Source organism: Phenylobacterium sp., from assembly GCF_044372605.1.
Taxonomy (GTDB): domain Bacteria; phylum Pseudomonadota; class Alphaproteobacteria; order Caulobacterales; family Caulobacteraceae; genus Phenylobacterium.
Genome location: NZ_JBILRO010000001.1, coordinates 1 through 25297 on the forward strand (window position 1 = coordinate 1; position 25297 = coordinate 25297).

Here is a 25297-nt window from a genome sequence, read left to right on the forward strand (position 1 = left end):
GGCTTCGGCGACATGTCGGGCGACGTGTTCGGCAACGGCATGCTGCTGTCGCGACAGATCCGGCTGCTGGCCGCCTTTGACCACCGCCATATCTTCCTTGATCCAGACCCTGACCCCGCAAAAAGCTACCTGGAACGCGAACGGATGTTCGCCCTGCCCCGCTCGTCCTGGGACGACTACAGCCGCAAGGCGATGTCGAAAGGCGGTGGGGTCTTCGCCCGGTCACTGAAGACCATTCCGCTGACGCCGGAGGTCCGGACCATTCTGGGAACCCAGACCGAAAGCCTGTCGCCCGCCGAGGTGATCAACCTGATCCTGAAAGCGCCCGCCGATCTGCTCTACCTCGGCGGTATCGGAACCTATGTGAAGGCCCGCCACGAGGGTCACGTCGACGCCGGCGACAAGGCCAATGACGCCGTCCGGGTCAACGGCGCTGATCTGCGCGTGAAGGTGATCGGCGAAGGCGCGAACCTGGGTCTGACCCAGGCCGGTCGGATCGAGTTCGCCGAAGCCGGCGGCCGGGTCGAGACCGACGCCATCGACAACTCCGCCGGGGTGGATTCGTCGGATCACGAGGTGAACATCAAGATCACCACCGGCATCCTGGAACGCCAGGGCAAGTTGACGCGGGCGCAGCGTAACAGGTTGCTGCCGACCATGACCGGGGACGTCGCCAGCCTCGTGCTGGCCCACAACTACGACCAGACCCTGGCGCTCTCGCTGCTGGAGATGGACACCGTTCGCGAGCTGGAACCCCATGCCCGGTTCATGGTCGAGCTGGAGCAGGGCGGGCGGCTGGATCGCGCTGTGGAGGGGCTTCCCGATGCGGCGGTCATCGCCGAGCGGCGGAAGGCCGGCCGCGGCCTCTCGCGGCCGGAACTGGCCGTGCTGCTGGCCTATGGCAAGCTGGAGCTGAAACGCGAGATCGCCAGCACCCGGGCCACCGAAGACCCGTTCTTCGAGGGGCGACTGGAGGCCTATTTTCCAAAGCCGCTGCGAAAGTACCGGGAGGCCATCCACAGCCACCGGCTACGTCCGGATATCATCGCCACGGTGATCGCCAACGACATCGTCAACCGCTGCGGGCCCAGCTTCCCGACACGGACCATGACCTCGGCCAACTGCGATGTGACCGCCCTGATCAATGGCTATGAGGTCGCAAAGCAGGCACTGGACTTTGAACGCCTGTGGGCGGCGGTGGCGGCGCTGGATCTCAAGGTTCCCGCCGCCGGACAGATGGCGCTGTTCCGCCGTCTGAGCGCGGCGCTTCGGGGCGCCACCTTCTGGCTGGCGCGTCGGGCCGGGCGTGAAAACCTGGGGATCGCGGAACTGACCGCCCGCTATGCGCCAGGGTTCCGCAGCCTGAACGGCCTGATGCCGGATATCCTGTCCCCCGCCGAGCGCGGCTCCGTGGAGCTGCGGATCAGCGAGATCACCGATCTGGGCGCTCCGGCAGGCCTGGCGCAGGAAGTCTCGGTTCTGGGACCACTGACCAACGCCGCGGATCTGGTGGACCTGGCCGAGGCGTCCAGCTGGCCGCTGCCGAATGTGGCGCGGCTATACTACGCCACCGATGCCGCCTTCGCCTTTGACCGGCTGAGAACAGCAGCGGGGGAGTTCCGCGCCGGCGACATCTTTGAACGCACCGCGCTGCGGCGTCTGATCGAGGACCTCCTGGCGGAACAGGCGCAACTGACGCGCGCCATCATGACCTTCGCAGGCAACGCCCAGGCCGGCGACAGTGACGCCGAGGCGCGGCGCGCGGTGGTCGCCTGGTCAGCGCTGCACCCGGACCTGACGCTGGCGGCGAGCCGGACGGTCGGCGAGATCGAAGCCGGCGGCGCCTGGTCCTTCGCCAAGTTCACCATCGCCAACGCCGCGCTGCGGGAGCTGGCGGCGGAAGCCGCTATCGGCCGGAAGCGGCGGCGGTAGAACTGTCGCGCCGAGGCGATTCAAGAGAGGTCAGTGCCGGAACACGCGCACGCCGGTGAACACCATGGCCAGGCCGCGTTCATCGGCGGCGTCGATGACCGCCTGATCACCGATGGAGCCCCCGGGCTGGATGATGGCGGTGCAGCCCGCATCCGCCGCCTGGATCAGGCCATCGGGGAAGGGGAAGAAGGCTTCCGAGGCGCAGGCCGAGCCCTTCAGGTCCAACCCGAAGTCGGCGGCCCGAAGCGCGGCGATGCGTGCTGAGTCCTTGCGGTTCATCTGGCCGGCCCCGATGCCGAGCGTCTGGCCAGCCCGCGCATAGACGATGGCGTTGGACTTGACATGCTTGGCCACCGTGAAGGCAAACAGCATGTCGGCCACCTCCTCTTTGGTCGGCGCACGGCGGGTGACCACCCTGAGGTCCGCCGGGGTCAGGCGCGCGGTGTCGCGGGTCTGGGTGAGGAAGCCGCCTGACACCGACTTGAACGTGCGTCCCGGAACGGAGGGGTCAGGCAGGCCGCCGGTCACCAGCAGGCGCACGTTCTTCTTCTTGCGGAACAGGGCGACGGCGTCGTCGTCAGCGGCCGGCGCGATCACGACTTCGGTGAAGACCTCCAGAAGCTGGGCCGCTGTGGCCGCGTCCAGCCGCCCGTTGAGCGCGACGATGCCACCGAATGCGCTGGTCGGGTCGCAGGCCAGGGCGCGCTGATAGGCCTCAAGCATGGTGGCACCGGTGGCCAGCCCGCAGGGGTTTGCATGTTTGATGATCGCGCACGCTGGGCCGACCGCGGGGTCGAACTCGGCGATCAGCTCGAAGGCCGCGTCGGTATCGTTGATGTTGTTGTAGCTGAGTTCCTTGCCCTGCAGCTGGGTGGCCGTCGCCACGCCCACCGGCGGGTTGGGAAAGCGGTAGAAGGCCGCGTCCTGATGCGGGTTCTCGCCATAGCGCATGGTCTGGGCCAGCTGGCCGCCGATAGAGAATCGCGCGGGCGCAAACTCACCCAGCTCGTGGGCGAACCAGGAGGCGATCGAGGCGTCATAGGTGGCTGTGCGGCCATAGGCCCGCGCGGCGAGACGACGTCGCAGGGCAAGGGATGTGGCGCCGCCATCCGCCAGTTCGGCCAGCACCTCAGCCATATCCGCAGGATCGGTGCAGACCGCCACATAGCCGTGGTTCTTGGCGGCAGAGCGGATCATCGCCGGGCCGCCGATGTCGATGTTCTCGACGCAGGTATCGAAATCAGCGCCTGCCGCGACCGTCTGTTCGAACGGGTAGAGGTTCACATAGACGAGGTCGATGGCGCCGATGCCGTGGAGTTCCATCGCCGCCCTGTGTTCCGGCGCGTCGCGCACGCCCAGCAGGCCGCCGTGAACCACGGGGTGCAGGGTCTTGACCCGCCCATCCATCATCTCGGGGAACCCGGTGAGATCGGCGATATCCTTCACCGGGAGACCGGCGTCGGCGATGGCCTTTCGGGTGCCGCCGGTGGAGACCAGTTCAACCCCCAGCGCCGCCAGGGTGCGCGCCGCCTCGACCAGCCCGGTCTTGTCGGACACTGACAAAAGCGCGCGGCGGACAATCACCCGATCGGGGGCGGGCGGGAAATCAGGGGCGGCGGGCATCGCGGACTCCGGGCTTCAGGTGTGAAGGGAGCCCAGGCGAGCGGCAGGTGTCGTCATCGCGCTCCCCGGTGGTCACCCACCTCTATCGCCAGTCACGCGAGACAGGGCGGGATTAGGCCCTGGACGACGTTACGTCAACGCGGGGAGGCGCCCCATCGATCAAATCTGCGGTCCGCGTAAACGCGGGTGAGGCCGTGGCCCCTGCCGGCCGCGCCGGAGACAACCGCCACCGCACCCGCGCGCCGGAATCAGCGCGACGCTGTCCTCGCAGAACCAGTTGCTGTCCAGGGCGGTCCGACCTGGGCGCAGGCTCCAGGTCCATATCCAGTAGGTCGTTGCGCAGCACCCAGCCCTCCGCCTCGCCGGGTATGCGCAGCAGGACGCTGCGGCGATCCTGGGCGACCAGCGCCCTGACGCCAGGGTGAAGCTGAAACCGCAGGGCATAGGAGACGAAGTGCCGGCCATCCGGCCCCTGCGCGCGGGCCGTCGGCGTGAGCCGGTCCTCACCCCGGAGGTCGCCCGCCTCCAGGTCCAGATAGAGGCGCCGCTGATGGATCAGCCCATAGGCGCGGCTCCAGCCGTAGTGCGCCATATCCAGCCAGACCGCGCCGGGGGACTCATGGCGCTGGACCTCCACCAGGGTATCAGCGTTCGCCAGTCTTGGCCCCAGGACGCGGGCCGGAAAGCCGGTGATCTCATCGCCAAGCCGGCCGTCGGCCACCTGGACGGAGGACGCCGTCTCCAGCGTTCGACCCGACTGGAACTCGATCAACCGATGTCCGCCGACCAGCACCTGTATAGCCAGCGGCGTGGCTGTCGCATGGGGACTCCATGGCCCGGACGCTGGGGGATCGGCATCGGCGATCACCTGCAGGCGTCGGGACTCCATCCGTTGATAGCCGCCCAGGGCGCTGTCCAGCGGCCGGTCACCGACAGCATCCAGAGCGCGGGCCGCCGCGACATAGGCCGCGTTGCGCAGGCCGCCGCCCTGGCCGGTCGCCAGTCCGCCATCGGCAAGCGTGAAGTATCGGACCGCGGCCGCCAGACCATCGATCGCCCGCTGCACGGCCTCGGGTGCGGCCAGGCCCCGCTGGGCCATCGCCTCATCCAGGGTCTGGAGATCGAACAGCAGCTCGAGCGTCGTCGACGCCTTTCGCGACATGTGGGCGCCATCCGGCCGAACAGCGCGAGGAAGCGTCCGGGCCAGTCGCTCCAGCGCCCGATCCAGCAGTTTCGTCCCGGCCACGCCTTTCAGGGCGACACCAGCCACCGCGGCGGCTGTGGCGCTCTCCGCAGCCCCCGGCCCGAAGCGTCGGCGCAGAAGGTCGCGGGCCTGCCGCGCGAGGTCGGCGGCGATCTGGGCGGTTTCGGCGTCGGAGGCGCGCGCGGTCAGGCTGGGGCCGGCGCAGGCCAGGTTGTAGACACGCCGGGCCATCACCTTGGGATCCCAGGCAAAGCTGTTCCAGCGGCCGAACAGTCGGCGCCACTCCAACACCAGCCTCAGCGCCTCCGCTGCGCCCTCGGGACCAACCGCGATGAGGTCGGGCAACCAGTCGAACCGGTGCAGGGCCTCGGCAAATGGTCGATCGGGGCTGGGACGATCCCAGGGGTCGCCGCCGACGCCTATAGCCAGGGTTGCGCCGCCCAGTGCGAAGACGCCAGCCAGAACCCCGCGCCCAGCTTCGACATGAGCCGGTCTGTAGTCGCGCGGCTGCAGGGCGAATCCTTCGGGAGCTGGCCGGTTGGACATCCAGCGATACAGATCGGACCCGCGCCACTCCTCGGTGATCGCCCGGCCTGTGGCCACGGCAAGGGCCAGCGCCAGGTCCGACCCTGGAGGACGGCCAAGACGGGGTGAACCAGGCACCGCGCGCCTGTCAGCCGCGAAGCGCGGCGATGTTGCCGGCATACTGCGCCGCCCCGCCGCGGAACACAGCAGTTCCCGCGACCAGGGCCGTGGCACCCGCCGCCACACAAAGCCTTGCCGTCTCCGGCGTGACCCCGCCGTCCACCTCCAGCGGGATGTCGCGACCCGTCGCGTCAATCATGGCCCTCAGCGCGGTGATCTTCGCCAACTGGGAGTGCATGAACGTCTGGCCCCCGAAGCCGGGGTTGATGGACATCACCAGGATCAGGTCCACCTCGTCCATCATCCACTGGATCACCGCAGGATCCGTGGACGGGTTGAACACTACGCCGGCCTTTGCGCCGAGCTCACGGATTCGCTTCAGCGTGCGGTTCAGGTGCGGGCCCGCCTCGGGGTGGACGCTGATGTAGTCAGCGCCGGCCGCGCGGAACGCCTCGAGATAGGGATCAGCCGGCGAAATCATCAGGTGAACGTCAAACGGGATCTTCGCGTGAGGCCTGAGCGCCTTCACGACGTCCGGGCCGATCGTGATGTTGGGCACGAAGTGCCCGTCCATCACATCCACATGCACCCAGTCCGCCCCGGCAGCCTCGATGGCGCGGACTTCCTCGCCAAGCCGCGCGAAATCGGCGGCGAGGATCGAGGGGGCGATGAGGGTCCTGGGGGCGGTCATGCCCCGGCATAACCTGATGCGGGCCGGCCTGCCAATGTTGGAGGACAGGCGACGAGCCGCCTCACAGCATCTGCGGCAACACCCGGTCCGGTGGCTTCTCGCCGTCCATCCAGACCTTGATGTTGATGATCACCTTCTCGCCCATTTCGACCCGCGCCTCGACGGTGGCCGAACCCATGTGCGGCAGCAGCACGGCGTTGGGGTTCTTCAGCAGTTTGGGATTCACCCGGGGTTCCTGCTCGAACACGTCGAGCCCGGCGCCGGCCAGGTCGCCGGAGGCCAGGAGATCCGCCAGGGCCACCTCGTCGATGATCTCGCCCCGGGCCGTATTGATCAGGATGGCGTGCTTCGGCATCAGTTTCAGTCGCCGCCCGGACAGCAGGTGATAGGTGGCCGGCGTGTGCGGTGAATGGACGGAGATGATGTCCATCCGGGCCAGCATCTGGTCCAGGCTGTCCCAGTAGGTGGCGCCCAGCTCCTCAGCCACCCGGGAGCTGACCGGTTTACGGTTATGGTAGTGGATCTGCAGACCGAACGCCTTGGCGCGGCGCGCGACCGCCGTGCCGATCCGGCCCATGCCGATGATCCCCAGCCGTTTGCCGGTGATTCGCCGGCCCAGCATCCAGGTGGGCGCCCATCCGGCGAATTCGCCGGACTGCACCGCGTTGGACCCTTCGATCACCCGGCGCAGGGTGACCATCATCAGGGTCATGGTCAGATCGGCGGTGTCTTCGGTGAGCACGCCGGGCGTGTTGGTGACCAGAATTCCCCGCGCGGCGGCGGCGGCCACGTCAATGTGATCGACCCCGGCGCCGAAGTTGGCGATCAGCTTCAGCCGCTCTCCGGCCTTTTCGATCAATCCGGCGTCGATCCGGTCGGTTATGGTGGACGCCAGAACATCGCATCGCCCCATCGCTTCGATCAGGGCCTTGCGGCTCATCGGCTCATCGGAGACGTTGAGTTCGGCGTCGAACAGTTCGCGCATGCGGGTCTCAACCGAGTCCGGCAGTCTGCGGGTGACGATGACTTTCGGCTTGCGGGGGGCCATGTGCCTACGAAAAAAGGATTGCTGCCGGCGCCGCTCCCGGGCGCTCAATTTCCGGACCCTAGCAAACGGCGTGGGCAGGGCCAAGGCGGGGTGTGCGGCTTGAGCGATCAGCGGATGAATCGAGTGGGTCTTGGCGCTGCGGCGGCGCTTTGCCTCGTGCCCTCAATGGCGGCGGCGGAGCGCCAGACGCCCTCCGGCTACGCCGTGCCGCGCTATATCACCCTGAAATTCGGCAATGTGAACGCGCGCGCCGGCCCGGGGGATGATCACAAGCTGTTGTTCGTCTATCGCGCCAAGGGCCTTCCCCTGCAGGTGATCGCCGAGACCACGGCATGGCGGCGGGTCTGTGACCCCGAGGGCCAGGTCGCCTGGATTCACAAACGCCTGACGGATGGGCGGCGCACAGTCATCAATGTCCGCAAGACGCCGGCGCCGATCTACCGCTCGGCCAAGGCCGACGCCACGCCCACCGCCTATCTGAACGTACGCGCGATGGCCGAGCTGGACCGGTGCGAAAAAGGCTGGTGTCGCGTGAAGGTGCCAGGCGCCAAGGGCTGGGTCCCTGTGGGAAGCCTCTGGGGCACATCTGACGCTTTGCAATGTCGTTGAGGCGGCGGGCAGGCGTGTGCTAGGCCCTGTTGCTCTTTAGTTGAAAGCCTTCTCGATGAGCGATCCGGCAGCCCGGCCTTCCAGCTTCTCCTATGAAGAGCTCATCGCATGTGGTCGCGGCGAGATGTTCGGACCCGGCAACGCCCAGCTCCCGGCGCCGCCGATGCTGATGTTCGACCGGATCACCGAAATCAACGCGGACGGCGGCCCGCACGGCAAGGGCCATATCGAGGCCGAGCTCGATGTGCGGCCAGGCCTGTGGTTCTTCGACTGTCATTTCATCAACGATCCGGTGATGCCGGGCTGCCTGGGTCTGGACGCCATGTGGCAACTGGTCGGTTTCTTCCTGGGCTGGAGCGGCGCGCCAGGGCGTGGCCGTGCGTTGGGCTGCGGGGAAGTGCGGTTCGCGGGTGAGGTCACCCCCGATATCCAGAAAGTGACCTACCGAATCGACATGAAGCGCGTGATCCTTCGCCGGCTGGTCATGGGCATTGGCGATGCGGTGCTGCTTGCCGACGGCAAACCAATCTATGAGGCCAAGGATCTGCGGGTCGGCCTTTTCAGGGAACAAGGCTGAAAGCCAACTCACGGGGAGAAGACGCTCTGATGCGCCGCGTCGTCGTCACAGGGATGGGCATCGTCTCGTCCATCGGAAACAACACCAGCGAGGTTCTGGCTTCACTCAGGGAGGCCAGGTCCGGCATCGTCGCCGCTCCGGAGTATGCCGAGCTTGGCTTCCGTAGCCAGGTTCACGCCCCGCCCCAGATCGACTGGGAGGCGATGGTGGACCGGCGCGCCGCGCGCTTCCTGGCCCAGGGCACAGGCTTTGGCCATATTGCGATGGAACAGGCCATCGCCGACTCCGGCCTTGAAGAGAACCAGGTCTCCAACGAACGCACGGGCCTGGTGGTCGGCGCGGGTGGGCCCTCGACCCGGGTGATTGTCGAAGCCGCCGCGACAGCGCGGGAGCGCGGTCCAAAGCGCGTGGGCCCCTTCGCGGTGCCCAAGGCCATGAGCTCCGGCGCCTCGGCGACGCTGTCGACATGGTTCAAGATCCGGGGTCTCAACTTCTCGATTTCGTCGGCCTGCGCCACCTCGGCCCATTGCATCGGCGTCGGATACGAGCAGATCCTGATGGGCAAGCAGGATGTGGTGTTCGCTGGCGGCGTCGAGGAACTGGACTGGACCCTCAGCGTCATGTTCGACGCCATGGGCGCCATGAGCAGCAACTTCAACGCGACGCCGGCCGTGGCCAGCCGGGCCTATGACGTCAACCGCGACGGTTTCGTGATCGCAGGCGGCGCAGGCATCCTGGTGCTTGAAGAGCTGGAATACGCCAGGGCCCGGGGCGCGAAGATCTATGGCGAGATCGTGGGCTACGGCGCCAATTCCGATGGTTTCGACATGGTGGCGCCCTCCGGCGAGGGCGCGGCGCGGTGCATGAAGCTGGCGATGTCCACCATCGGCGGGCGGTCCATCGACTACCTGAACCCGCACGGCACCTCGACACCGGTGGGCGACATCAAGGAGATGGAGGCGGTTCGGTCCGTCTTCGGCGACAAGCCGCCGCTGATCTCCTCGACCAAGTCGCTGACGGGCCACAGCCTGGGCGCCGCCGGCGCGCAGGAGGCGATCTACAGCCTGCTGATGCTGAACAACGGCTTCGCCTGTGAGAGCGCTCACATCGAGACCCTGGATCCGGCGTTCGCCGACATGCCCATCGTGCGCAAACGCGAAGACCGGGCTCTGGACACCGTTATGAGCAACTCGTTCGGTTTCGGCGGCACCAATGGCTGTCTGGTGATGGCTAGGATCTGAGGATCGGCGAGCGTGGAGCCGATCCCTCCGCTGCCCCGCCCGCCGGAGAAACCAGACCCGCAGACCTGCTGTCAGCGTGGCTGCTACCCGTGCATCTTCGACTACTATGACACGGCGCTTGAGCGCTGGGAGGCCCGCATCCACGCCCTGGGGCACGACCCGGTCGAGGTGATGGCGGCGTTCGGATCAATGCCGTAATACGCGCATTAACAGCGATTTTCCCCCAATTAGGCGAGTCAACTTGCGGGTTGCGCGAAGTCGTGCTGCGCTAACGAGGTATGAACTCCATCAGTTGCGTTCAGAGTTCGCGTGCGTCCCCGCCAACCCGCAGTAGGATGATCATCATGGTTCGTTTCTCTAGGTTCGTCGTTCTAACTGGCGTTATTTCGATACTGGGCCTGTCGGCCGGCGCCTCTCAGGCCGCGGATGTCTATCAAGGCGTCCCGGGATTAGCGGCCTTCAATGCTGCGGCCGGCTCCCCGCCCATAGCGATCAGTTTCGACGCTCTGTCCGGAAACATTGCGGGCTCGACCATTTCGGGTGTCACCTTCAGCAGCCCTGACGGAAATACGCTGAACGTCGTCAGCGGCGCATCGACCTTCACACCAGGTGGATTTGGCGGGGTGATCGACGCTTCGACGAATTTCCTGGAACCCACGAGCGGCGGGTTCTTGCTGTCGCCTGGTGGCTCAGAGCTCGTTCCGGGGCCGGCGCTCGGCCAAAAGGATGGACTGCAACTCGTCTTTGCGACACCGCTTCAGGCGTTCGGCCTCGATATTCTGCATCAGTCCTTCGATTGCTGTACGTTCGCAGACTATACGATCTTCAATTCAGGCGGAGGGATCATCGCCAGCGGGGGTATAATTGGCGGATCCGGCGGCGGCGGTGCGCCCCACGGGTCGAGCTTCTTCGGTGTCTATTCGGCGGCCGGTGACATCAAGCGCATCGTCTTCAACGATACCGACGACAACGGCGAGTTCCCCGACGCTAACCTTGGGTACGACAGCTTCCGTTTCGGGGCCGCTGTTCCGGAGCCTGCGACCTGGGCCATGATGATTGTGGGTTTTGGATTTGCAGGCGGGGCTCTGCGTCGCCGTCGCATCCTGGCCCTAGGCGCCTAGACCCCCACGTGGGGGTCCGCCTCTCCACCCGTGGAGCCTGGAACACGACAGCTTGAAGCGGATACCGGTTCAAGCGTCGCGCTCTAAACATTTGATAGCGAGCCTGTTTATCCGGTTTAGATGATTTCATCTGAACCGGACAGGCTCTAACGCCGCTTGCCCTTCCCTTCGCTGCCGTTCAAAACCGGCGTGAGAGCGGGAGAACGCGACGTGGCCGACGATTATCAGATGCCCACCGGTAACCTGATGAAGGGCAAGCGCGGGGTTGTGACCGGCGTGGCCAACCACCAGTCCATCGCCTGGGGGATCGCCAGCCAGCTGGCCGCCCAGGGCGCGGAAATCGCCTTCCTGCACCTGCCGGGTATGGAGCGCCGCGTACAGCCCCTGGCCGACAGCATCGGCGTAAAGGTGCTGGCCCCTGTCGATGTCACGGATGACGCGGCCATGGACGCCGCATTCGACGTGGTGAAACAGGCGTTCGGCGAGATCGACTTCTTCGTCCACGCCATCGCCTTCGCCAACAAGGACGAGCTGAAGGGCAGCTTCGTCGACAATACGACGCGCGACGGTTTTCTGCGGGCGATGAATATCTCGGCGTTCAGTTTTGTGGATTGCGCCCGACGCGCCGCCGAGCTGATGCCGGCGACCGGCGGCTCCATCCTGACGCTCACCTACATGGGCTCGGAGCGGGCGATCCCGAACTACAACACCATGGGTGTCGCCAAGGCGGCGCTGGAGGCGGCGGTGCGCTATGCCGCCCGCGACCTCGGACCCAGGGGTATTCGCGTCAACGCGCTCTCACCCGGTGCCATGAAGACGCTGTCGCTGGCGGGTATCTCCGGCGGACGCGGCATGCTGGCCAAGGGTCGTTCGCTCTCGGCCATGAAGGAAGACACCTCCATGGAGGGCGTGGCCGGGGCGGCGTTGTGGCTGCTGTCTGACCTCGGCAAGTCCACCACCGGCGAGGTCATCCATGTGGACGCCGGCTTCCACATCATGGGCTTCTCCGAAGATGAGGCCGAATAGGCGGATCGCAAGATGACGGGCTCAGCCCAACCGGATGTGATCATCGCCGGCGCCGGGATCGCCGGGTCGACGTTGGCGCTGGCGCTGGCCCAGGCGGGGCTGCGTCCCGTGCTGATCGACCCGGTGCCTTTCGACGACCAGATCGCCCCCACGTTCGACGGTCGTGCGTCAGCCGTTGCCTACTCCGCGTTTCGGCAATGGCGAGCACTGGGCCTGGCCGAGGCGCTGGAACCCCATGCCCAGCGGATCGAACAGATTCTGGTGACCGATGGCCGGACGCCGGGCGCGTCTGCAGGGGCGCCAACCCCTTTCTTTCTGCGCTTCGACTCCGCCGAGATCGCGGATCGGTCCGAGGGGGAGCCGCTGGGCTATCTGCTGGAGAACCGCCATATCCGCGCGGTGCTGGCTGGCGCCGTAAAACGCGCCGGGATCGAGGTGATGGCGCCGGCCCGCGTGATCCGGGCAGACGTCAGCGCCCGTGAGTCTACGGTGACCCTGCACGACGGTCGGGTTTTATCCGCGCCGCTTGTGGTCGGCGCTGAGGGGCGCGGATCGGTGATCCGCTCCGCCGCAGGGATTGGCGCCGTCGGCTGGGACTATCCGCAGACCGGCGTGGTGGTGACCGTACGGATGGAACGGCCCCATGGCGGCGTGGCGCACGAGTATTTCCTGCCCGGTGGCCCGTTCGCAATCCTGCCGTTGACCGACAATCGGGCCAGCCTGGTCTGGACCGAGAGCAGCGCACGGGGCGAGGCGCTGAAGGCCGCCCGACCCGAAGTTTTCGAGGCTCATCTGGCGCGGCGGTTCGGTGAGTTCCTGGGCGAACTTACAGTCGAGGGCCCGATCTTCACCTATCCGCTCAGCCTGCAGCTGGCCGAGCGCTTCGTGGCCCCGCGCGTCGCCCTGCTGGGGGATTCGGCCCACGGCATCCACCCCATCGCCGGCCAGGGCCTGAACCTGGGGCTGAAGGGCGCCGCCGCACTGGCCGAGGTGCTGGTCGACGCCATTCGGTTGGGCGAGGACATCGGCTCGGAGGTGGTGCTGGCGCGCTATGCCGCCTGGCGCACCTTCGACACCGTTACCCTCGCGGTGGGTACGGATCTGTTCGTACGCCTGTTTTCCAATGACAATCCGCTGCTCCGGTTGGTCCGGGGCGTGGGCATGGCGGCGGTGAACCGGATCGCGCCGGCCCGGAAGTTTTTCATGCAGGAGGCCGGTGGCGCAGTTGGAGATTTGCCGAGGCTGCTGCGCGGCGAGGCGCTGTAGGCGCTAGATCACGTCGAGACTGGATTGAATCAATCCATTCTCGAAAACCGTGATCGCCCTCATTTGTTTAGAGCGGGTTGCGGGCGGAAAACCGGTTCCCACTTTTCCTCAACCCGCCCCAGGGCTATTCCCCTTCGCCCAGATCGCGGGCGTCTTCCGGGAGCATGATCGGCACGCCGTCACGGATCGGATAGGCCAGCCGCGCCTTGGCGCTGACAAGCTCGGCCCTTTCGCGATCATAGGTCAGAGGTCCCCGGCTGACCGGGCAGATCAGGATTTCCAGAAGTCGGGGGTCGACCTCTACGTTTGTCTCGGGGGTGCTCATTGCTGACCCTTACTGCAGGCGTGGCGGCTCGTCATCCGGATCTCCGGCGTCGATCTCCAGCAGCGTCGTCAGGATCTCGAACCGACCCGCCAGATCGGGGGTCTCCAGGAAAGCCTGCTTCTCGGCGGGCTCAAAGGGCAGGCCCATGCAGAGGCTGTTGACCAGGGCCTCCAGCGGCGCCTCCTGGGCGCTCTCCCAATCGATGTCGAGTTGTCGAAGGTTGAGGTAGCGCTTCAGGGCGCGGGCGAACCGGGCGCGGGCCGGTGCGGGCGCCTCCAGGTCTTCGTCCTGGCCGAGATCTCCACCAAACCGCGTGTAGCGGGCGCGCAACTGTCGGTAAGGCAACCGCAGATCAAGCTCCTCGCCGGCCTCGAAACGGCAAACCCCGGTGAGCGTGATCAGATAGCGACCGTCCGAGGTCTCGTTGTAGCTGGTGATCCGGCCGACGCAGCCGACATCGGCCAGCTTTGGCCGCTCCCGGTCGCCGCCCTGGCGGGTCTGGATCATGCCGATCACCCGATCGCCGGCCATGACATCGTCGATCATGTTGAGATAACGCGGCTCGAAAATCTGCAACGGCAGTTCGCCGCCGGGCAACAGCAACGCGCCGTCCAGGGGAAACACCGGGATCAGCTGGGGCAGATCGGCGGTTTGACGGTAGGGAGCCATGGCGACCTTCAACTGAACAGGATGGCGGAGAGTTTGCGCCGCCCCTGTTTGGCGACATCGGACATTTGCCCGGCGGCCTCAAAGACAACAAGGAGCTGTTTACGGGCCGCTTCGTCGTTCCAGTCGCGGTCGCGCCGGATGATCTCGATCAGCTGGTCCACCGCCTCGGTCATGTAGCCCGCACCAGCCAGAGCCTTGGCCAGTTCCAGTCGCGCCTCGTGGTCGTCGGCGTCGACCGCCAGACGCTGCTCGAACGCTGCGGTCTCGGAGGGCGCCTCTGCCGCCAGGGCCAGCGCCGCCCGAACGCTGGCGATGTCCGGATCCTTCGCATCCGGCGGGGCCAGCGCCAGCACCTCGGCGGCGCGCTCCAGATCGCCGGCCTGCTGATAGAGCCGGGCCATACCACCGATGGCCTTAACGTTGGCAGGATCCATCTGCAGCACCTGGGCATAGGCCTGAGCGGCGCCGCCCGGATCACCCAGCTCCAGCGACTCCCGCGCCATTTCCAGCAGCTGGTCAGCCGGCGAAGCGCCGCCGCGCCCCAGCTTGGCGATCCTGTCCACGAACGCCTTTACCTGGCTCTCGGGCAAGGCGCCCGAGAAGGTGTCCACCGGGCGGCCGTCAACAAAGGCGAACACAGCAGGTATCGACTGTACCCGAAGCTGGCCCGCGTAGGCCGGGTTCTTGTCGATATCCACCTTGACCAGCTTCACCTTGCCCTTGGCCGCAGTCACCGCCTTTTCAAGCGCCGGGCCCAGCTGGCGGCAAGGGCCACACCAGGTCGCCCAGAAATCCACGATGACCGGCGTCGTCTTCGACGCCTCGACCACATCGGCCATGAAGGTGGCGTCGGTGGCGTCCTTGATGAGGTCGGCGACGGATGCGCCGTGTGTTTCGCCGATCAGGGTCATGGCCTGAATAGTCCTCTTCCTGACCCGTGCGGGTCGCTTTCACGCAACATGGCCATAGCGGCCGCCAGCTTCAATCCTGACGCATCGGGACCACTGTCATTGTGACGAAATCCACGATTGTCGGCGTGACCCCAAGGGCTGCGAGAAACCGTCTAAAGCCTTCGCCGCTGACTGTCGTCGTCGCGGTATTGATCAGGGGATGAAAATTCACGAGATCGGCCTGGGCCAGGGTCCGGTCGAGAACGAACCTGACTCGATGATCCACATCGTTGATCAGGCCAAACGCCGTCACGGATCCCGGGGTCACCCCCAGGGTCTCCGCCATCAGTTCCGGCTTGCCGAACGAGAGCCGCCCGGAGCCGATGATGCGGTGCAGGTTCTTCAGATCTATGGTGGCATGGCCTTCCGCCGAAACCAGCCAGAGCTGACCTCGGTCGTCCTTCAGGAACAGATTTTTGGTGTGGACCCCCGGAAGCGACGCCTTGATATCCTCGCCATCGCCCACCGTGAAGACGGCGGGATGATCCAGGCTCGTGGCCGCTATGCCCTGTTCAGCCAGGTAGCGCATGAGATCTTCACGGGTCTTCATGAGGCGCATTCATAGCCGAACCACATGAGGCCGCCAGCTATGGCGGCCTTCTGGACGCATGATACAAAAACGCCGCCGCCAGGCCCCTGGCGGCGGCGTCTGGTGGACGGTGTCCAGGTTGGGCGGCTACGAGTGACCCGCGTGGGCGGAGCCGCGCGCCGCCTGACGCTTTAGGCTAGGGAAGGAACCGGGTTGCGATCTCACTTGTGGTTGGGGCCTTTCTTGTTTCTGGGGCGGGTCAACGGTTTCCAATTCCCGTCGTCTGGCCTTATGGCTCGGTATCGTTGATCGGGAGTCCGCATGACCCAGCCGCGCATGGAGCTTGAGTGCTTCCCTACCACCGAGCGCCCGCCGGAAATCGTGCCCGGTCGGCCGCAGCGGGCATGGATGGACAGCTTCACCTCGCGCCACCCCTATCGTTGCCTGCCGCTGAACATGGCCAATTCGTCGGGCTGGGAGATTCTCTGCCCCGTGGCCTTCACCGCCGAATGGAATGGCGGGCTGATGCAGGCGGACATCACCTTGAAGCCTGACTATCCCAACCCGGACTTCCACCGCCTGGCGACCAGCCACTTCAGCCATGGCGTGCTGACGATGCACCCAGGCTATCTGTTCCGCACGCCGCCCGGCTGGTCGATGATGGCCATGGGCCCGCCCAACCAGCCCAAGGACGGCATCCAGGCGCTGGCCGGGGTGGTGGAAACCGACTGGCTGCCATTTCCCTTCACGATGAACTGGCTGTTCACCCGGCCTGGTCGCGTGCGTTTCGAAAAGGGCGAACCCTTCTGTTTCATCACCCTGGTGCAGGACAAGATGCTGCACGACATTCAGCCCGTCATTCGCCGCATGGATTCCGACCCTGAGCTGCGCCACCAGTATGATGTCTGGGAAAAGCACCGCTCGGAGTTCAACCAGAAGATCTTCCGGGGCGACCCCGAGGCCACCAAGGCCGCCTGGCAACGCTACTACTTCAAGGGTGAGTTCCCGGAAGAGGTCGACGCCCCCAACCCCGAGGGCCACGTGAACAAGCGCAAATTGAAGACCCCGAAACGCGGCTGACGGATTGGGGCCGCGCCCGGCTTGCCAAGCGCGAGGGCCTCTGCCATATAGCCGCCTCTCGCATTTGGGGGTCGATTTCCCCCTACGGAGCGCGGGCGTAGCTCAGTGGTAGAGCACAACCTTGCCAAGGTTGGGGTCGAGAGTTCGAATCTCTTCGCCCGCTCCAATATGTCCAGAACACCGAGATGTGTTTTCCGCCTCAGGCGCCGGTTCAGAACCGGCTGCTGGGGGTCAGGCTGGCGGTGTGATCCACCCGGTCGCGACCGGTACGCACCACCTAAGGATTGAGATAGGCAGGTTCCCCTGTCAGGCAGGGGCCAACAGGGATCGAGACGTCGACGAAGTTTCGCCAGACGTTCACGCCGGTCTTCTGGCGCCAGCCGGTTGGGTTCAGACCGGTAAAGGGCTTGCTCCAGGCGGCGCTTGCCGGGGGCTCTTTTGCACCGACACCGGGAGATCGACGCCCTCCCGATCAGAAACGGCCTGACACCTGGAACCCCATGGTCCGAAGGCCCTCCGGCCCGCCCAGCGCTTTGCGAATCTCCAGCCGCTCGGTGATTCCGCCAGCACGGCTGCCAAGATAGAATTCCCGGGTTCGCGTCTCCGGGGGCGCCAGGAGATTGTTGACGAACAGCCGGGCCGTCACCGGTCGGATCGCCGTGGTCTCGATGAAGAGGTCGAGTTTTGGGAGGGGGCGTTCATAGGAGATGACCTCGATCCGCCGGTACTCGTTGCGGTCCGCCCAATCGATGACCGAGGCGCCCCACGAGAGCTGCCAGGACGGCATGCTCTGGCGGAAGGTGAGCACATAGGCCCAGTCCTTGTTGCCGAGGTTGAGTGTCGGGCTGCCGGACGTGGCGCCCTGGCGTTCCAGCGGGACGGAGAACGACCGCTTCTCACCGGTGATCGGATCGGTCACCTGCGTGCGTTGCCACACGCCGTTGAACCGGAGCTCGGCGTTCGGAAGACCGATGAAGGCCAATGGCGTGGCGGCGCGCGCCTCCAGGCCCAGGCGGCTGCCGCGGCCGATGTTGCCGAAGGCGTCGGCGCCAGCGATCTCGACCAGGTCGCGAACATCGTCCACCCGATCAGCGAAGGCTGCGATCGTCAGGGCGGTGCGGGGCGCGAGGCGGGTTTCCCACTCCAGTCGCGCCTTCCAGGCCTTCTCAGGAACCAGTTCGGGGTTTCCCTGGGTCGCGGCGGCGTTGACGAAATCGACGGTGCTGGAGAACTCCGCGAAATCAAGCTGGGCGACGTCGCGGATCAGGCTGGCGCGCAGCGTGCCGGCCGGCCCCATGGTCCAGGTCGCGGTGGCGCGTGGCTTCACAAATCGAAAGCTGCGCTCCTTCTGCTGATCGCCGGTCTGGGTGATCCGCGAGGCCTCGACGCTGAGGCCGTACTCCAGGGTCAGCGCCGGCGAGACCGTCCAGATGTCCGTGGCGAAGACCTCGCCCCGGGTCTCCTCGACGCGCGCGTCAGACACCGCAAGCGGCACCTTGACCACTGGCCCGCCGCCGATCTGGTTGGTGATGTTGAAGGTTGTGTCGCGATAGTTGAACGCCCCCTCGCCGCCGAACTCGAGCGTGTGCGCAGGGTTCACGGTCCACTTGAGACGACCGCGCGCGATGCGCTCCCCGTTCCGGGTGGTCCGATCCTGGGTGCGCGTGACGAAGGTGGCGGGAAAATTCTGGATGTTGAACACGTCGTTCTGATCGACGCTCCCGTTGGAGACCAGCGTCACCAGCTTGGCCGAAAGACCGCCGCCGAGCTGGCGCTCCCAGTCCGCGCCAAGCTCTCCGGTATAGTTGGCCTCGAAATCGGAACGGCCAATCAGGAGGCTGCGCGGGGCGCCGGTTCCCGTCACCTCGGACTGGATGGTGTCCAGGTGGTTCCAGGTGGGTGCGAACTGGATATTGGCGTTCACCGTGTCCATTGACGTCGGACGCCAACGCAGGGTCGCCGATCCCTGGGCGCCGATGTACTGCGGCTTGCCAAGCAGCCGTCGCGCGCCCGTTTGCACGCCGCTGGCGGTGACCAGCCTGTCGCGGCTGTCGCCTCGCCCCAGCAGGTTTGGGAACTGAACGTCGAGGCCGAGTTCCGCCTGCGGCGAGAGTTGTACGGCCCTGGACGCCTGCACAAGCCAGCCCACACGGTTGGAGTATTGCAAATGCCGCAGACCAAGCGACCAGGTCGTCCCGTCGCCCTTCGCCGCGGTTTGCGCCACCACGACATTGACAAGCTGCGACTGGCCACGCACGTCGAGGCCGGCGTTCGCGCCGGAGAGCAGCTCGATCCGCGTCACGTTACTGGCCGGGATCCGCTTCAGAAGTTCTGACGCGGCGGTCTTGGAACTGGGACGCTCGCCGTTGATCAGCAGATTGCCGGCGGAGGCAAAGCCGCGCCGCTCGTCGCCGTCCTTGAGCTCGAAGCCCGGCACGCGGGCGACCATGTCACTGGCGTTCACCGGGTTGTAGGGTGCAAAGAAGGCCGCCGGATAGACCGTCTGGCCGTCGGAAACGGGCGCAGGCTGCGGCGGCTGGGCCATGGCTGGGCCCGCCAGCGCAGCCAGGACGAGCGCCGAAGCCGCCCATCGCCTGGCTTGTCCTCGAGTGACTTCAACACGCATGGTTACGGCCAGGACCACTACACAGTTCATTTTGTGGACGGACCTTGGACAGCGCCGCCGTCCAGGTCAATCGGCGAGACCACGGATGTCTCCGCAAGCGACTATCCGCGCGTCAGATGCTCCATCCAGGCGTAGAGGACGCTCTCGCGCCGCTGGCTGGTCTGGATATCGGTCATCAGACTGGAGAGGCGGCCCTTGCCATTGTCGCGGGCGGCGATGACCTGCTGGTTATAGGCGCGAATGTTGGTGGGGCCGGCCGGGGCAGGCGGGGGTGGTGGGGCCTTCGCCGTCGCAGCGGTGCGGGCGCCCTTGCCCTTGGCGGCAGTCTGGACGGGCGCGGGCGCGGAGCCGGGCGGCCCGAGATCGGCGGCGCGGACGTAGCCGGGCTGGCCGGCCACGTCGATCTCCCACCAGCCGCCATCAGCCTGGGCGGTGGTGGGCTTCACCTCGCGACCCACGGGCAGGTTCATCAGGGACGGCGCGGAGGCCACCGGCGCAGTCCGCACCACTGTGGCGCGGATCGCCACCATGGCCGGCGCCGGGACGGCCGGGGCCTGCGCCGCAGCCTGATCACCCTCCGACGGCGCGGCCGAGGCCTTGGGCATCGACAGTCGCGTGACGCCAGGCGCCGCGGCATAGGCCGGCGCCTGACCGCCCAGCACATCGGCCTCCGACGCGCCATCCGTCATAGCGCGGCCCTGGGTGAAGGTCTTGGCCATGGTGGTGTGCTGGTCGACTACCTCTCCGGTGAGGTCCACATCCTTCTTGAGCGCGCCCATCAGTTCGGTGCGTTCACGGCGGACCGCGCGGCGATCCTTGTCGTTGCTGGCGCTGGCCAGGCGTGTGTTGATGTCAGCAGCCTGCTGGGTGCGGCAATCCACAAGCGCCTGACCGTCATCGGCGATCTGGCGCGCCACGGTGAGCTGTCTGGCCGCGTCCTGATCGATGTTGAACGAGGCCTTGCGCAGGTCGCCGCCGGCTTCCTGTTCCTTCAGCTGGGCATAGGCTTCGGCCGTGGCGACGATCGCCACCAGCACGGCCAGGGCCGCATAGCCCCCCATGTCGCCGCCGCCGCTGAGTCCTGGAACATTCAGGCCCATGGCGCTGGACAGGAGATCGGGGCCAAATACCGAGGCCGGCGTCGCGCCTGAAGCGGTGTTGGCCTGCTGGGCCTGTTGCTGGGCCGCCAGGCTGCCGACCGCGCCCATAACACCGCCAAGGCCGCCCAGCGCGCCGCCGAATCCTCCGCTGCGACGCCCGAGGCCGCCACTCATCACGCCTTTGGCCAGTACAGCCGCGCCCTGCTTCAGGCCCTCACCGAGAGCAGCGCTGGTCTTGGAGCGCTTGAGTTCGTCGTACTCGCGGTCCAGCTTGATCAGGCCTTCGCGCTGGGTCGAGCAGGCGTTGAGCACGGCGTCCCGACCCTGGCTCTGGGCCATGACCGGGTTTAGGTTCAGGCTGAACAGCACAGCGGCGCTGACCGCAAGACGCAAACGCCGGTCCTTCAGATAGCCGCCCATGCCCTCAGCCTCCCGGTCACCGCACGCCGAGGCGCTGCAATTCATCTCGCGCGCCTGTGTCGCCAGCCGCAAGGGCCTTGCGATAGAAATCGACAGCTTTCGCCCGGTCCGCGCGGACACCCTGGCCGGTCTCGTACATGAGCCCCAGGTTGCGCAACGCCAGCGCGCTGCCCTTGTTCGCCGCCTGCTGGAAGAGGCGCACCGCCTCAGCAGGGTTGGCGCGTACGCCGGCGCCGCGCGCAGTCAGGCTGCCGAGACCCAGATAGCCCCGGGCGTCGCCCAGATCAGCAGCGGCGCGGTAGTATTCCGCCGCCCGCTGCTCATCCTGCGGCAGGCCCGCCCCGCTCTCGAACATCACCGCCAGGCTGGACATGCCCTCGCTGTTGCCGGCCTCGGCGGCGCGTTGATACCAGGTGGCGGCCTGGATCTCATCCTTCGGCACAGCCTCGCCGTCTTCGTAGGCATAGCCCAGGTGGACCATGGCCTCGGTGTCGCCGGCGGTGGCGGCGCGCTGGTAGAGGCTGAACGCACGATGCCCGTCGCGGGCGACGCCATCGCCCCGGTCATAGGCGTCGGCCAGCTGGGCGATCGAGGGACCGTCGCCGGCGTCCACCGCTCGCTGCAGCCAGCTTGCGCCCTGTCTCGGGTCCGCCGCGACGCCCCGGCCTCGGTAAAAGGCTTCGGCCAGCAAGCCCATGGCGTTCGCAGAGCCACGGTTGGCGGCATCCTGAATGAACCTGAACCCGGAGGCCTCGTCCTTCGCCGTTCCGAAGCCGTTCAGCAGGCAAAGGCCCCAGTTGACCATTCCTCCCGAGTGACCCGCGCCCGCCGAGGCCCTGAACCAGCGGGCGGCGGCAGTGATATCCTTGGTCGCGCCCTTGCCGGACAGCGACATGACGCCAAGGTTGTACATGGCCGCGCCATTGCCAGCGCTGGCCGCGGCAGACCAGTCGCGGGAGGCGGCCGCATAGTCGCCCCGCCCGAATGCATCACGGGCGCTGACCACCAGATCCTGGCCCGGCTGGGCGGACCGCGAAGCCACCTGGAAAGATCCGGCCGGCAGCTTCTCCAGCGCGCGGATGCGATTGGAGGCCAGCTTGCGGAACGCGCCGGAAATTTCGCCACGATCCTGGGCGTCCATATAGGCCTTGAAGTCGGCGGGATCGTCGGAGTCCTTGATCGAGGTCCAGAAGACCTGGTCCTTTTCCCACTTGATCTTGACGGGATCAGCCCCGGCCGCCGCAACCCGTTTTGGCGGGCCGTTGGGGTCGAAACTCCAGTGCACATTGGGCCAGATGCCTTGCAGGTCCGGGGTCTGTTCGCCCTCGGTCATCCGCTCGACCTCCGCCTGCACATAACTGGGGAGCTCACCAACAGTGATGCCGGGGCGGGTAAGGCCCTGGGTCAGGGCGATGGCGAAGGGGCTGTTGGCGGCGCCGGCCGCGCCGTCCTGAGCTACCTGTCCGGGGCCGGCCGCCATAAGGGTGACCACCGCCACGCTGGTAGGACCGGTCTCCCGGGTCAGCCCACGGCTGTTCCCGCCCAGGCTGCGGGTGGCGGTGGGATTGTTCCGGCAGGCGTCCAGAATGATCAGGCGGACGGCCTTGGCGCCCATCATCGACTGGCCGAGGCGGGCCGACTCTACCGCCGTCCCGGTCAAAGACGACTTGTTGGTGATGATTGCGTCCCTGGGCAGCAGATAGTTCACCCCATCGACCATGGCGCCGTGCCCGGCGTAATAGAGCACCGCCGCTTCAGAGCCCTTCGCCGACTCCTCGAACTCACCAAGCCCCTCGATCAGGGCGGCGCGGCTGGGGTCGGTCAGCACCTTCACGGTGAACCCCAGCTTTTGCAGGGTGGCCTGAACCAGCCTGGCGTCCTTGCCCGGGTTGTTGAGACTGGGGACCTTGTCGTACTTCGATACGCCCACCACCAGAGCGACACGCTGGGCGGCCCAGGCACCGGACGCAAGACCCAGGCTGACGACAAACGCGAGCCCGGCCATCGCGGCGCGCCACGCCCTGGCTCCAAGATTCAGGCGCTTTCGCTGCGCCATGCGCATCCGCTCACCCTCCAGACCGTACCCACCATAGCGCAATGGGCGACAAACGCGACGGCTTCGCGAATGCAGTGGTCAGTCCCTATTCGTGGCGGACAATAGCCTGGACGCAAGCGCGCCTTATTTTGTCTCTGGATATTTGATCCGGGGACGCAGGTTTTCGGTCACGGCACGGGCGTCAAACGCGCTGGCGTCGCCCTCCGGCTTGACGCCCTTCTGCATCAGGATTTCGGCGGAGGCCTCGTATTTCTCGATGGTCCGCACATCGACCCGGTCACCCAGGAAGGCGCCACCCCAGAACGGGTCCCAGCCGCGCCAGCCGAAAGCGCCGCCATAGTAACGCCAGGACGGTCTCCAAAGGCCGTAGCTGCCGTACCAGGGTCGGTAGAAGGGATCCGGGTCCACATAGGTTCGGGTCTTCTTGTCGGTCTCGCGCTCGACTATGGTGAACCAGTCATAGCCGTTCTGGGTGGTCAGCTCGGCGGCCCGGAACAACAGGTAGCCCTCGACCGTTTCGCGGCTGGTCAGCGAATTGCCGTTGAAGCTGACGCGGAAGCGATTGGCTTCGACCCGCTGCTCCGAGAAGCCGCCCAGCGACGCCTTGCCCAGCACTACGGGTTGATAGGGCGTTGGAGTTGCGCAGGCCGCGAGGCTGGTCGCCAGCACCACCGACAGGGCGAGGGATCGTACAAACATTCTTTGCGCCTTCAGCTCAACCGCGATCATGACGGGGTGTACAAGCCACAACATCTTGCCGCAAATGTGGTTGCGTGTCGTCAGACACTGGCGCCGGTCGCCAGCAGATAGATGATCCGTCCCAGCGACCCGAACAGGAGCACCGCCACGGCCAGGGCCTGGATCAGGAACCCGGTGCTGCGCTTGCCCGCATCGGCCACATAGCCCCGCTGATAGATCACGCGTCCCACGATCCAGACAACACCGACGGCCGCGGCAATACGTTCGTCCCAGAACATGGCGAACAGCCACAGCGGGACGAGGAACAACGGTAGCCATTCCAGGGTGTTGTAGTGCGCGCGGATGGTGCGCTCGAGCTCGGGGTCACCGGTCATCGCCGGCGCCTGAATCCCGCTCTTGCCGCGGGCGCGACCCACCTGCAGGCCCATCCAGAAATAGGCCAGCAACGCCAGCAGGGTGACGAGGGCGACATAGGCATAGGGCGGCATTAAGGAGTCCTCCAGATATTGGCGGACAGGCGCCGCCATTGCTGCAGAGCTTGGCGCCGAACGGGCCCGAGGGGAACCTACCCTTTTGCGCGCCGGTCGCGGTTGGCTTTCACCCGCAACCGCAGCGCGTTGAGCTTGATGAAGCCCGCCGCGTCGCGGTGGTCATAGGCCACGGCGCCCTCCTCGAAGGTCACCAGCTCCTGATCATAGAGCGAATAGGGACTTGTACGGCCCACGACGCTGACATTGCCCTTGTAGAGCTTCACCCGGACCTGGCCGGTGACCATCTGCTGGCTATGATCGATAGCCGCCTGCAGCATCTCACGCTCGGGCGAGAACCAGAAGCCGTTGTAGACCAGCGAGGCGTACTTCGGCATCAGCTCGTCCTTCAGATGCATGGAGCCGCGATCGAGGGTGATGCTCTCGATGCCCCGGTGCGCCACGATCAGGATCGTTCCACCCGGCGTCTCGTAGACGCCCCGCGACTTCATGCCGACGAAGCGGTTTTCGACCAGATCGAGGCGGCCCACGCCGTTGTCGTGGCCCAGCTGGTTCAGCTTGGTCAGAATGGTCGCCGGCGACATCGCCACGCCGTCGATGGCGACCGCATCGCCCTTTTCAAAGTCGATGGTGAAGTAGGTCGGCGTATCGGGCGCGTCCTCCGGGGCGATGGTGCGCATGTGGACAAACTCGGGCGCCTCGACCGCCGGATCTTCCAGCACCTTACCTTCGGACGAGGAGTGCAGCAGGTTGGCGTCAACGCTGAAAGGCGCCTCGCCCCGCTTGTCCTTGGTGATCGGGATCTGATGCTGCTCGGCGAACGCCAGCAGGGCCTCGCGGCTCTTGAAGTCCCAGTCACGCCAGGGCGCGATCACATGGATGTCCGGCTCCAGCGCATAGTAGGCCAGCTCGAAGCGCACCTGATCATTGCCCTTGCCGGTAGCGCCGTGGGCCACGGCATCCGCGCCGATCTTGCGGGCGATCTCGATCTGCTTCTTCGCGATCAGCGGGCGAGCGATGGAGGTGCCCAGGAGGTATTGGCCCTCATAGACCGTATTGGCCCGGAACATCGGGAAGACGTAGTCGCGGACAAACTCCTCGCGCACGTCCTCGACAAAGGCATACTCCGGCTTCACGCCCAGAAGGATCGCCTTCTCCCGCGCGGGCTCGACCTCCTCGCCCTGCCCCAGATCGGCGGTGAAGGTCGCAACCTCTGCGCCCAGTTCGGTCTGCAGCCACTTGACGATGGTGGAGCTGTCGAGCCCGCCGGAATAGGCGAGGACGACCTTCTTGACGGGCGGATGGGCCATGGTGGTGGAGCGCCTTGGTAGAGAGGAAAATTGGTCACGCGCCTTTAAGGGGCAAAGCCCCT

23 protein-coding genes, 1 tRNA gene and 1 riboswitch are annotated in these 25297 nt (G+C 66.3%); of the genes, 10 read left to right on the forward strand and 14 right to left on the reverse strand.

Translation table 11 applies throughout. The features are described 5' to 3' along the window. Positions 1-1932: NAD-glutamate dehydrogenase domain-containing protein (locus ACIQ42_RS00005; RefSeq protein WP_397420174.1), on the forward strand; the 1932-nt coding region annotated here is incomplete at its 5' end. Between the two features lie 30 nt (positions 1933-1962). Here ACIQ42_RS00005 and purH read toward each other — a convergent pair. From purH to ACIQ42_RS00025, 4 genes are all read right to left on the reverse strand, one after another. Beyond that, positions 1963-3555, reverse strand: coding sequence for a bifunctional phosphoribosylaminoimidazolecarboxamide formyltransferase/IMP cyclohydrolase (gene purH / locus ACIQ42_RS00010; protein WP_397420175.1), 1593 nt, complete (start codon positions 3553-3555; stop codon positions 1963-1965). A gap of 23 nt (positions 3556-3578) precedes the next feature. Then, positions 3579-3661, reverse strand: a riboswitch (ZMP/ZTP riboswitch). Positions 3662-3667: 6 nt separating this feature from the next. Beyond that, a complete protein-coding gene (locus ACIQ42_RS00015) occupies positions 3668-5422 on the reverse strand; it encodes a heparinase II/III family protein (RefSeq protein ID WP_397420176.1) in 1755 nt (584 codons plus the stop codon). A 10-nt stretch (positions 5423-5432) separates the two neighbouring features. Next, positions 5433-6095: a ribulose-phosphate 3-epimerase gene (gene rpe, locus ACIQ42_RS00020; RefSeq protein ID WP_397420177.1), complete on the reverse strand. Its 663-nt coding sequence runs from the start codon at positions 6093-6095 to the stop codon at positions 5433-5435. Positions 6096-6156: 61 nt separating this feature from the next. After that, on the reverse strand, positions 6157-7143 hold the full coding sequence (locus ACIQ42_RS00025) for a 2-hydroxyacid dehydrogenase (RefSeq protein ID WP_397398875.1): 987 nt from the start codon (positions 7141-7143) through the stop codon (positions 6157-6159). Positions 7144-7257: 114 nt separating this feature from the next. On the opposite strand from ACIQ42_RS00025, the gene ACIQ42_RS00030 reads away from it, so the two are divergent. The 7 genes from ACIQ42_RS00030 (at position 7258) to ACIQ42_RS00060 (ending at position 12983) form a co-directional block, all read left to right on the forward strand. Then, the gene (locus ACIQ42_RS00030) at positions 7258-7752 is read left to right on the forward strand and encodes an SH3 domain-containing protein (protein WP_397420178.1); all 495 of its coding nucleotides are present in this window, start codon (positions 7258-7260) and stop codon (positions 7750-7752) included. Positions 7753-7807: 55 nt separating this feature from the next. Continuing rightward, a complete protein-coding gene (gene fabA / locus ACIQ42_RS00035) occupies positions 7808-8329 on the forward strand; it encodes a 3-hydroxyacyl-[acyl-carrier-protein] dehydratase FabA (RefSeq protein WP_397420179.1) in 522 nt (173 codons plus the stop codon). Positions 8330-8358: 29 nt separating this feature from the next. Continuing rightward, positions 8359-9570, forward strand: a complete 1212-nt coding sequence (fabB, locus tag ACIQ42_RS00040) for a beta-ketoacyl-ACP synthase I (RefSeq protein WP_397420180.1) — start codon at positions 8359-8361, stop codon at positions 9568-9570. A gap of 12 nt (positions 9571-9582) precedes the next feature. Beyond that, positions 9583-9768, forward strand: a complete 186-nt coding sequence (locus ACIQ42_RS00045) for an oxidoreductase-like domain-containing protein (RefSeq protein ID WP_397420181.1) — start codon at positions 9583-9585, stop codon at positions 9766-9768. A gap of 146 nt (positions 9769-9914) precedes the next feature. Beyond that, entirely contained in the window at positions 9915-10691 is a 777-nt protein-coding gene (locus ACIQ42_RS00050; RefSeq protein ID WP_397420182.1) for a PEPxxWA-CTERM sorting domain-containing protein, read from the forward strand. Positions 10692-10901: 210 nt separating this feature from the next. Further along, entirely contained in the window at positions 10902-11717 is an 816-nt protein-coding gene (locus ACIQ42_RS00055; protein ID WP_397420183.1) for an enoyl-ACP reductase, read from the forward strand. Between the two features lie 12 nt (positions 11718-11729). After that, complete coding sequence (locus ACIQ42_RS00060; RefSeq protein WP_397420184.1) at positions 11730-12983, forward strand: UbiH/UbiF/VisC/COQ6 family ubiquinone biosynthesis hydroxylase; 1254 nt, start codon at positions 11730-11732, stop codon at positions 12981-12983. A 124-nt stretch (positions 12984-13107) separates the two neighbouring features. On the opposite strand, the gene ACIQ42_RS00065 is transcribed toward ACIQ42_RS00060, so the two are convergent. The 4 genes from ACIQ42_RS00065 to ACIQ42_RS00080 all read right to left on the reverse strand — a co-directional run bounded on the left by ACIQ42_RS00065 (position 13108) and on the right by ACIQ42_RS00080 (position 15477). Beyond that, positions 13108-13308 (reverse strand): Trm112 family protein, encoded by a 201-nt coding sequence (locus ACIQ42_RS00065; RefSeq protein WP_397420185.1) that lies wholly within the window; start codon positions 13306-13308, stop codon positions 13108-13110. Between the two features lie 9 nt (positions 13309-13317). After that, complete coding sequence (locus ACIQ42_RS00070) at positions 13318-13977, reverse strand: LON peptidase substrate-binding domain-containing protein (RefSeq protein ID WP_397420186.1); 660 nt, start codon at positions 13975-13977, stop codon at positions 13318-13320. Positions 13978-13985: 8 nt separating this feature from the next. After that, positions 13986-14888, reverse strand: a complete 903-nt coding sequence (locus ACIQ42_RS00075) for a tetratricopeptide repeat protein (RefSeq protein WP_397420187.1) — start codon at positions 14886-14888, stop codon at positions 13986-13988. A 70-nt stretch (positions 14889-14958) separates the two neighbouring features. Beyond that, complete coding sequence (locus ACIQ42_RS00080) at positions 14959-15477, reverse strand: prolyl-tRNA synthetase associated domain-containing protein (RefSeq protein WP_397420188.1); 519 nt, start codon at positions 15475-15477, stop codon at positions 14959-14961. A 315-nt stretch (positions 15478-15792) separates the two neighbouring features. Here ACIQ42_RS00080 and ACIQ42_RS00085 point away from each other — a divergent pair, with 315 nt between their 5' ends. Beyond that, positions 15793-16536 (forward strand): DUF6065 family protein, encoded by a 744-nt coding sequence (locus tag ACIQ42_RS00085; protein ID WP_397420227.1) that lies wholly within the window; start codon positions 15793-15795, stop codon positions 16534-16536. A 91-nt stretch (positions 16537-16627) separates the two neighbouring features. Further along, a tRNA-Gly gene (locus tag ACIQ42_RS00090) sits at positions 16628-16702 on the forward strand. Between the two features lie 306 nt (positions 16703-17008). Here the strand turns inward: ACIQ42_RS00090 and ACIQ42_RS00095 are convergent. The 6 genes from ACIQ42_RS00095 to ACIQ42_RS00120 all read right to left on the reverse strand — a co-directional run bounded on the left by ACIQ42_RS00095 (position 17009) and on the right by ACIQ42_RS00120 (position 25235). Further along, positions 17009-19180, reverse strand: coding sequence for a TonB-dependent receptor plug domain-containing protein (locus tag ACIQ42_RS00095; RefSeq protein WP_397420189.1), 2172 nt, complete (start codon positions 19178-19180; stop codon positions 17009-17011). A gap of 83 nt (positions 19181-19263) precedes the next feature. Then, complete coding sequence (locus ACIQ42_RS00100; protein WP_397420190.1) at positions 19264-20727, reverse strand: hypothetical protein; 1464 nt, start codon at positions 20725-20727, stop codon at positions 19264-19266. Beyond that, the gene (locus ACIQ42_RS00105; protein WP_397420191.1) at positions 20699-22738 is read right to left on the reverse strand and encodes a caspase family protein; all 2040 of its coding nucleotides are present in this window, start codon (positions 22736-22738) and stop codon (positions 20699-20701) included. The genes ACIQ42_RS00100 and ACIQ42_RS00105 overlap by 29 nt, the downstream gene beginning before the upstream one ends. A gap of 123 nt (positions 22739-22861) precedes the next feature. Further along, on the reverse strand, positions 22862-23437 hold the full coding sequence (locus ACIQ42_RS00110) for a CC0125/CC1285 family lipoprotein (RefSeq protein ID WP_397420192.1): 576 nt from the start codon (positions 23435-23437) through the stop codon (positions 22862-22864). An 80-nt stretch (positions 23438-23517) separates the two neighbouring features. Next, entirely contained in the window at positions 23518-23964 is a 447-nt protein-coding gene (locus tag ACIQ42_RS00115) for an MAPEG family protein (protein ID WP_397420193.1), read from the reverse strand. A gap of 38 nt (positions 23965-24002) precedes the next feature. After that, positions 24003-25235, reverse strand: a complete 1233-nt coding sequence (locus ACIQ42_RS00120; RefSeq protein ID WP_397420194.1) for an argininosuccinate synthase — start codon at positions 25233-25235, stop codon at positions 24003-24005. Between the last annotated feature and the right edge of the window lie 62 nt (positions 25236-25297).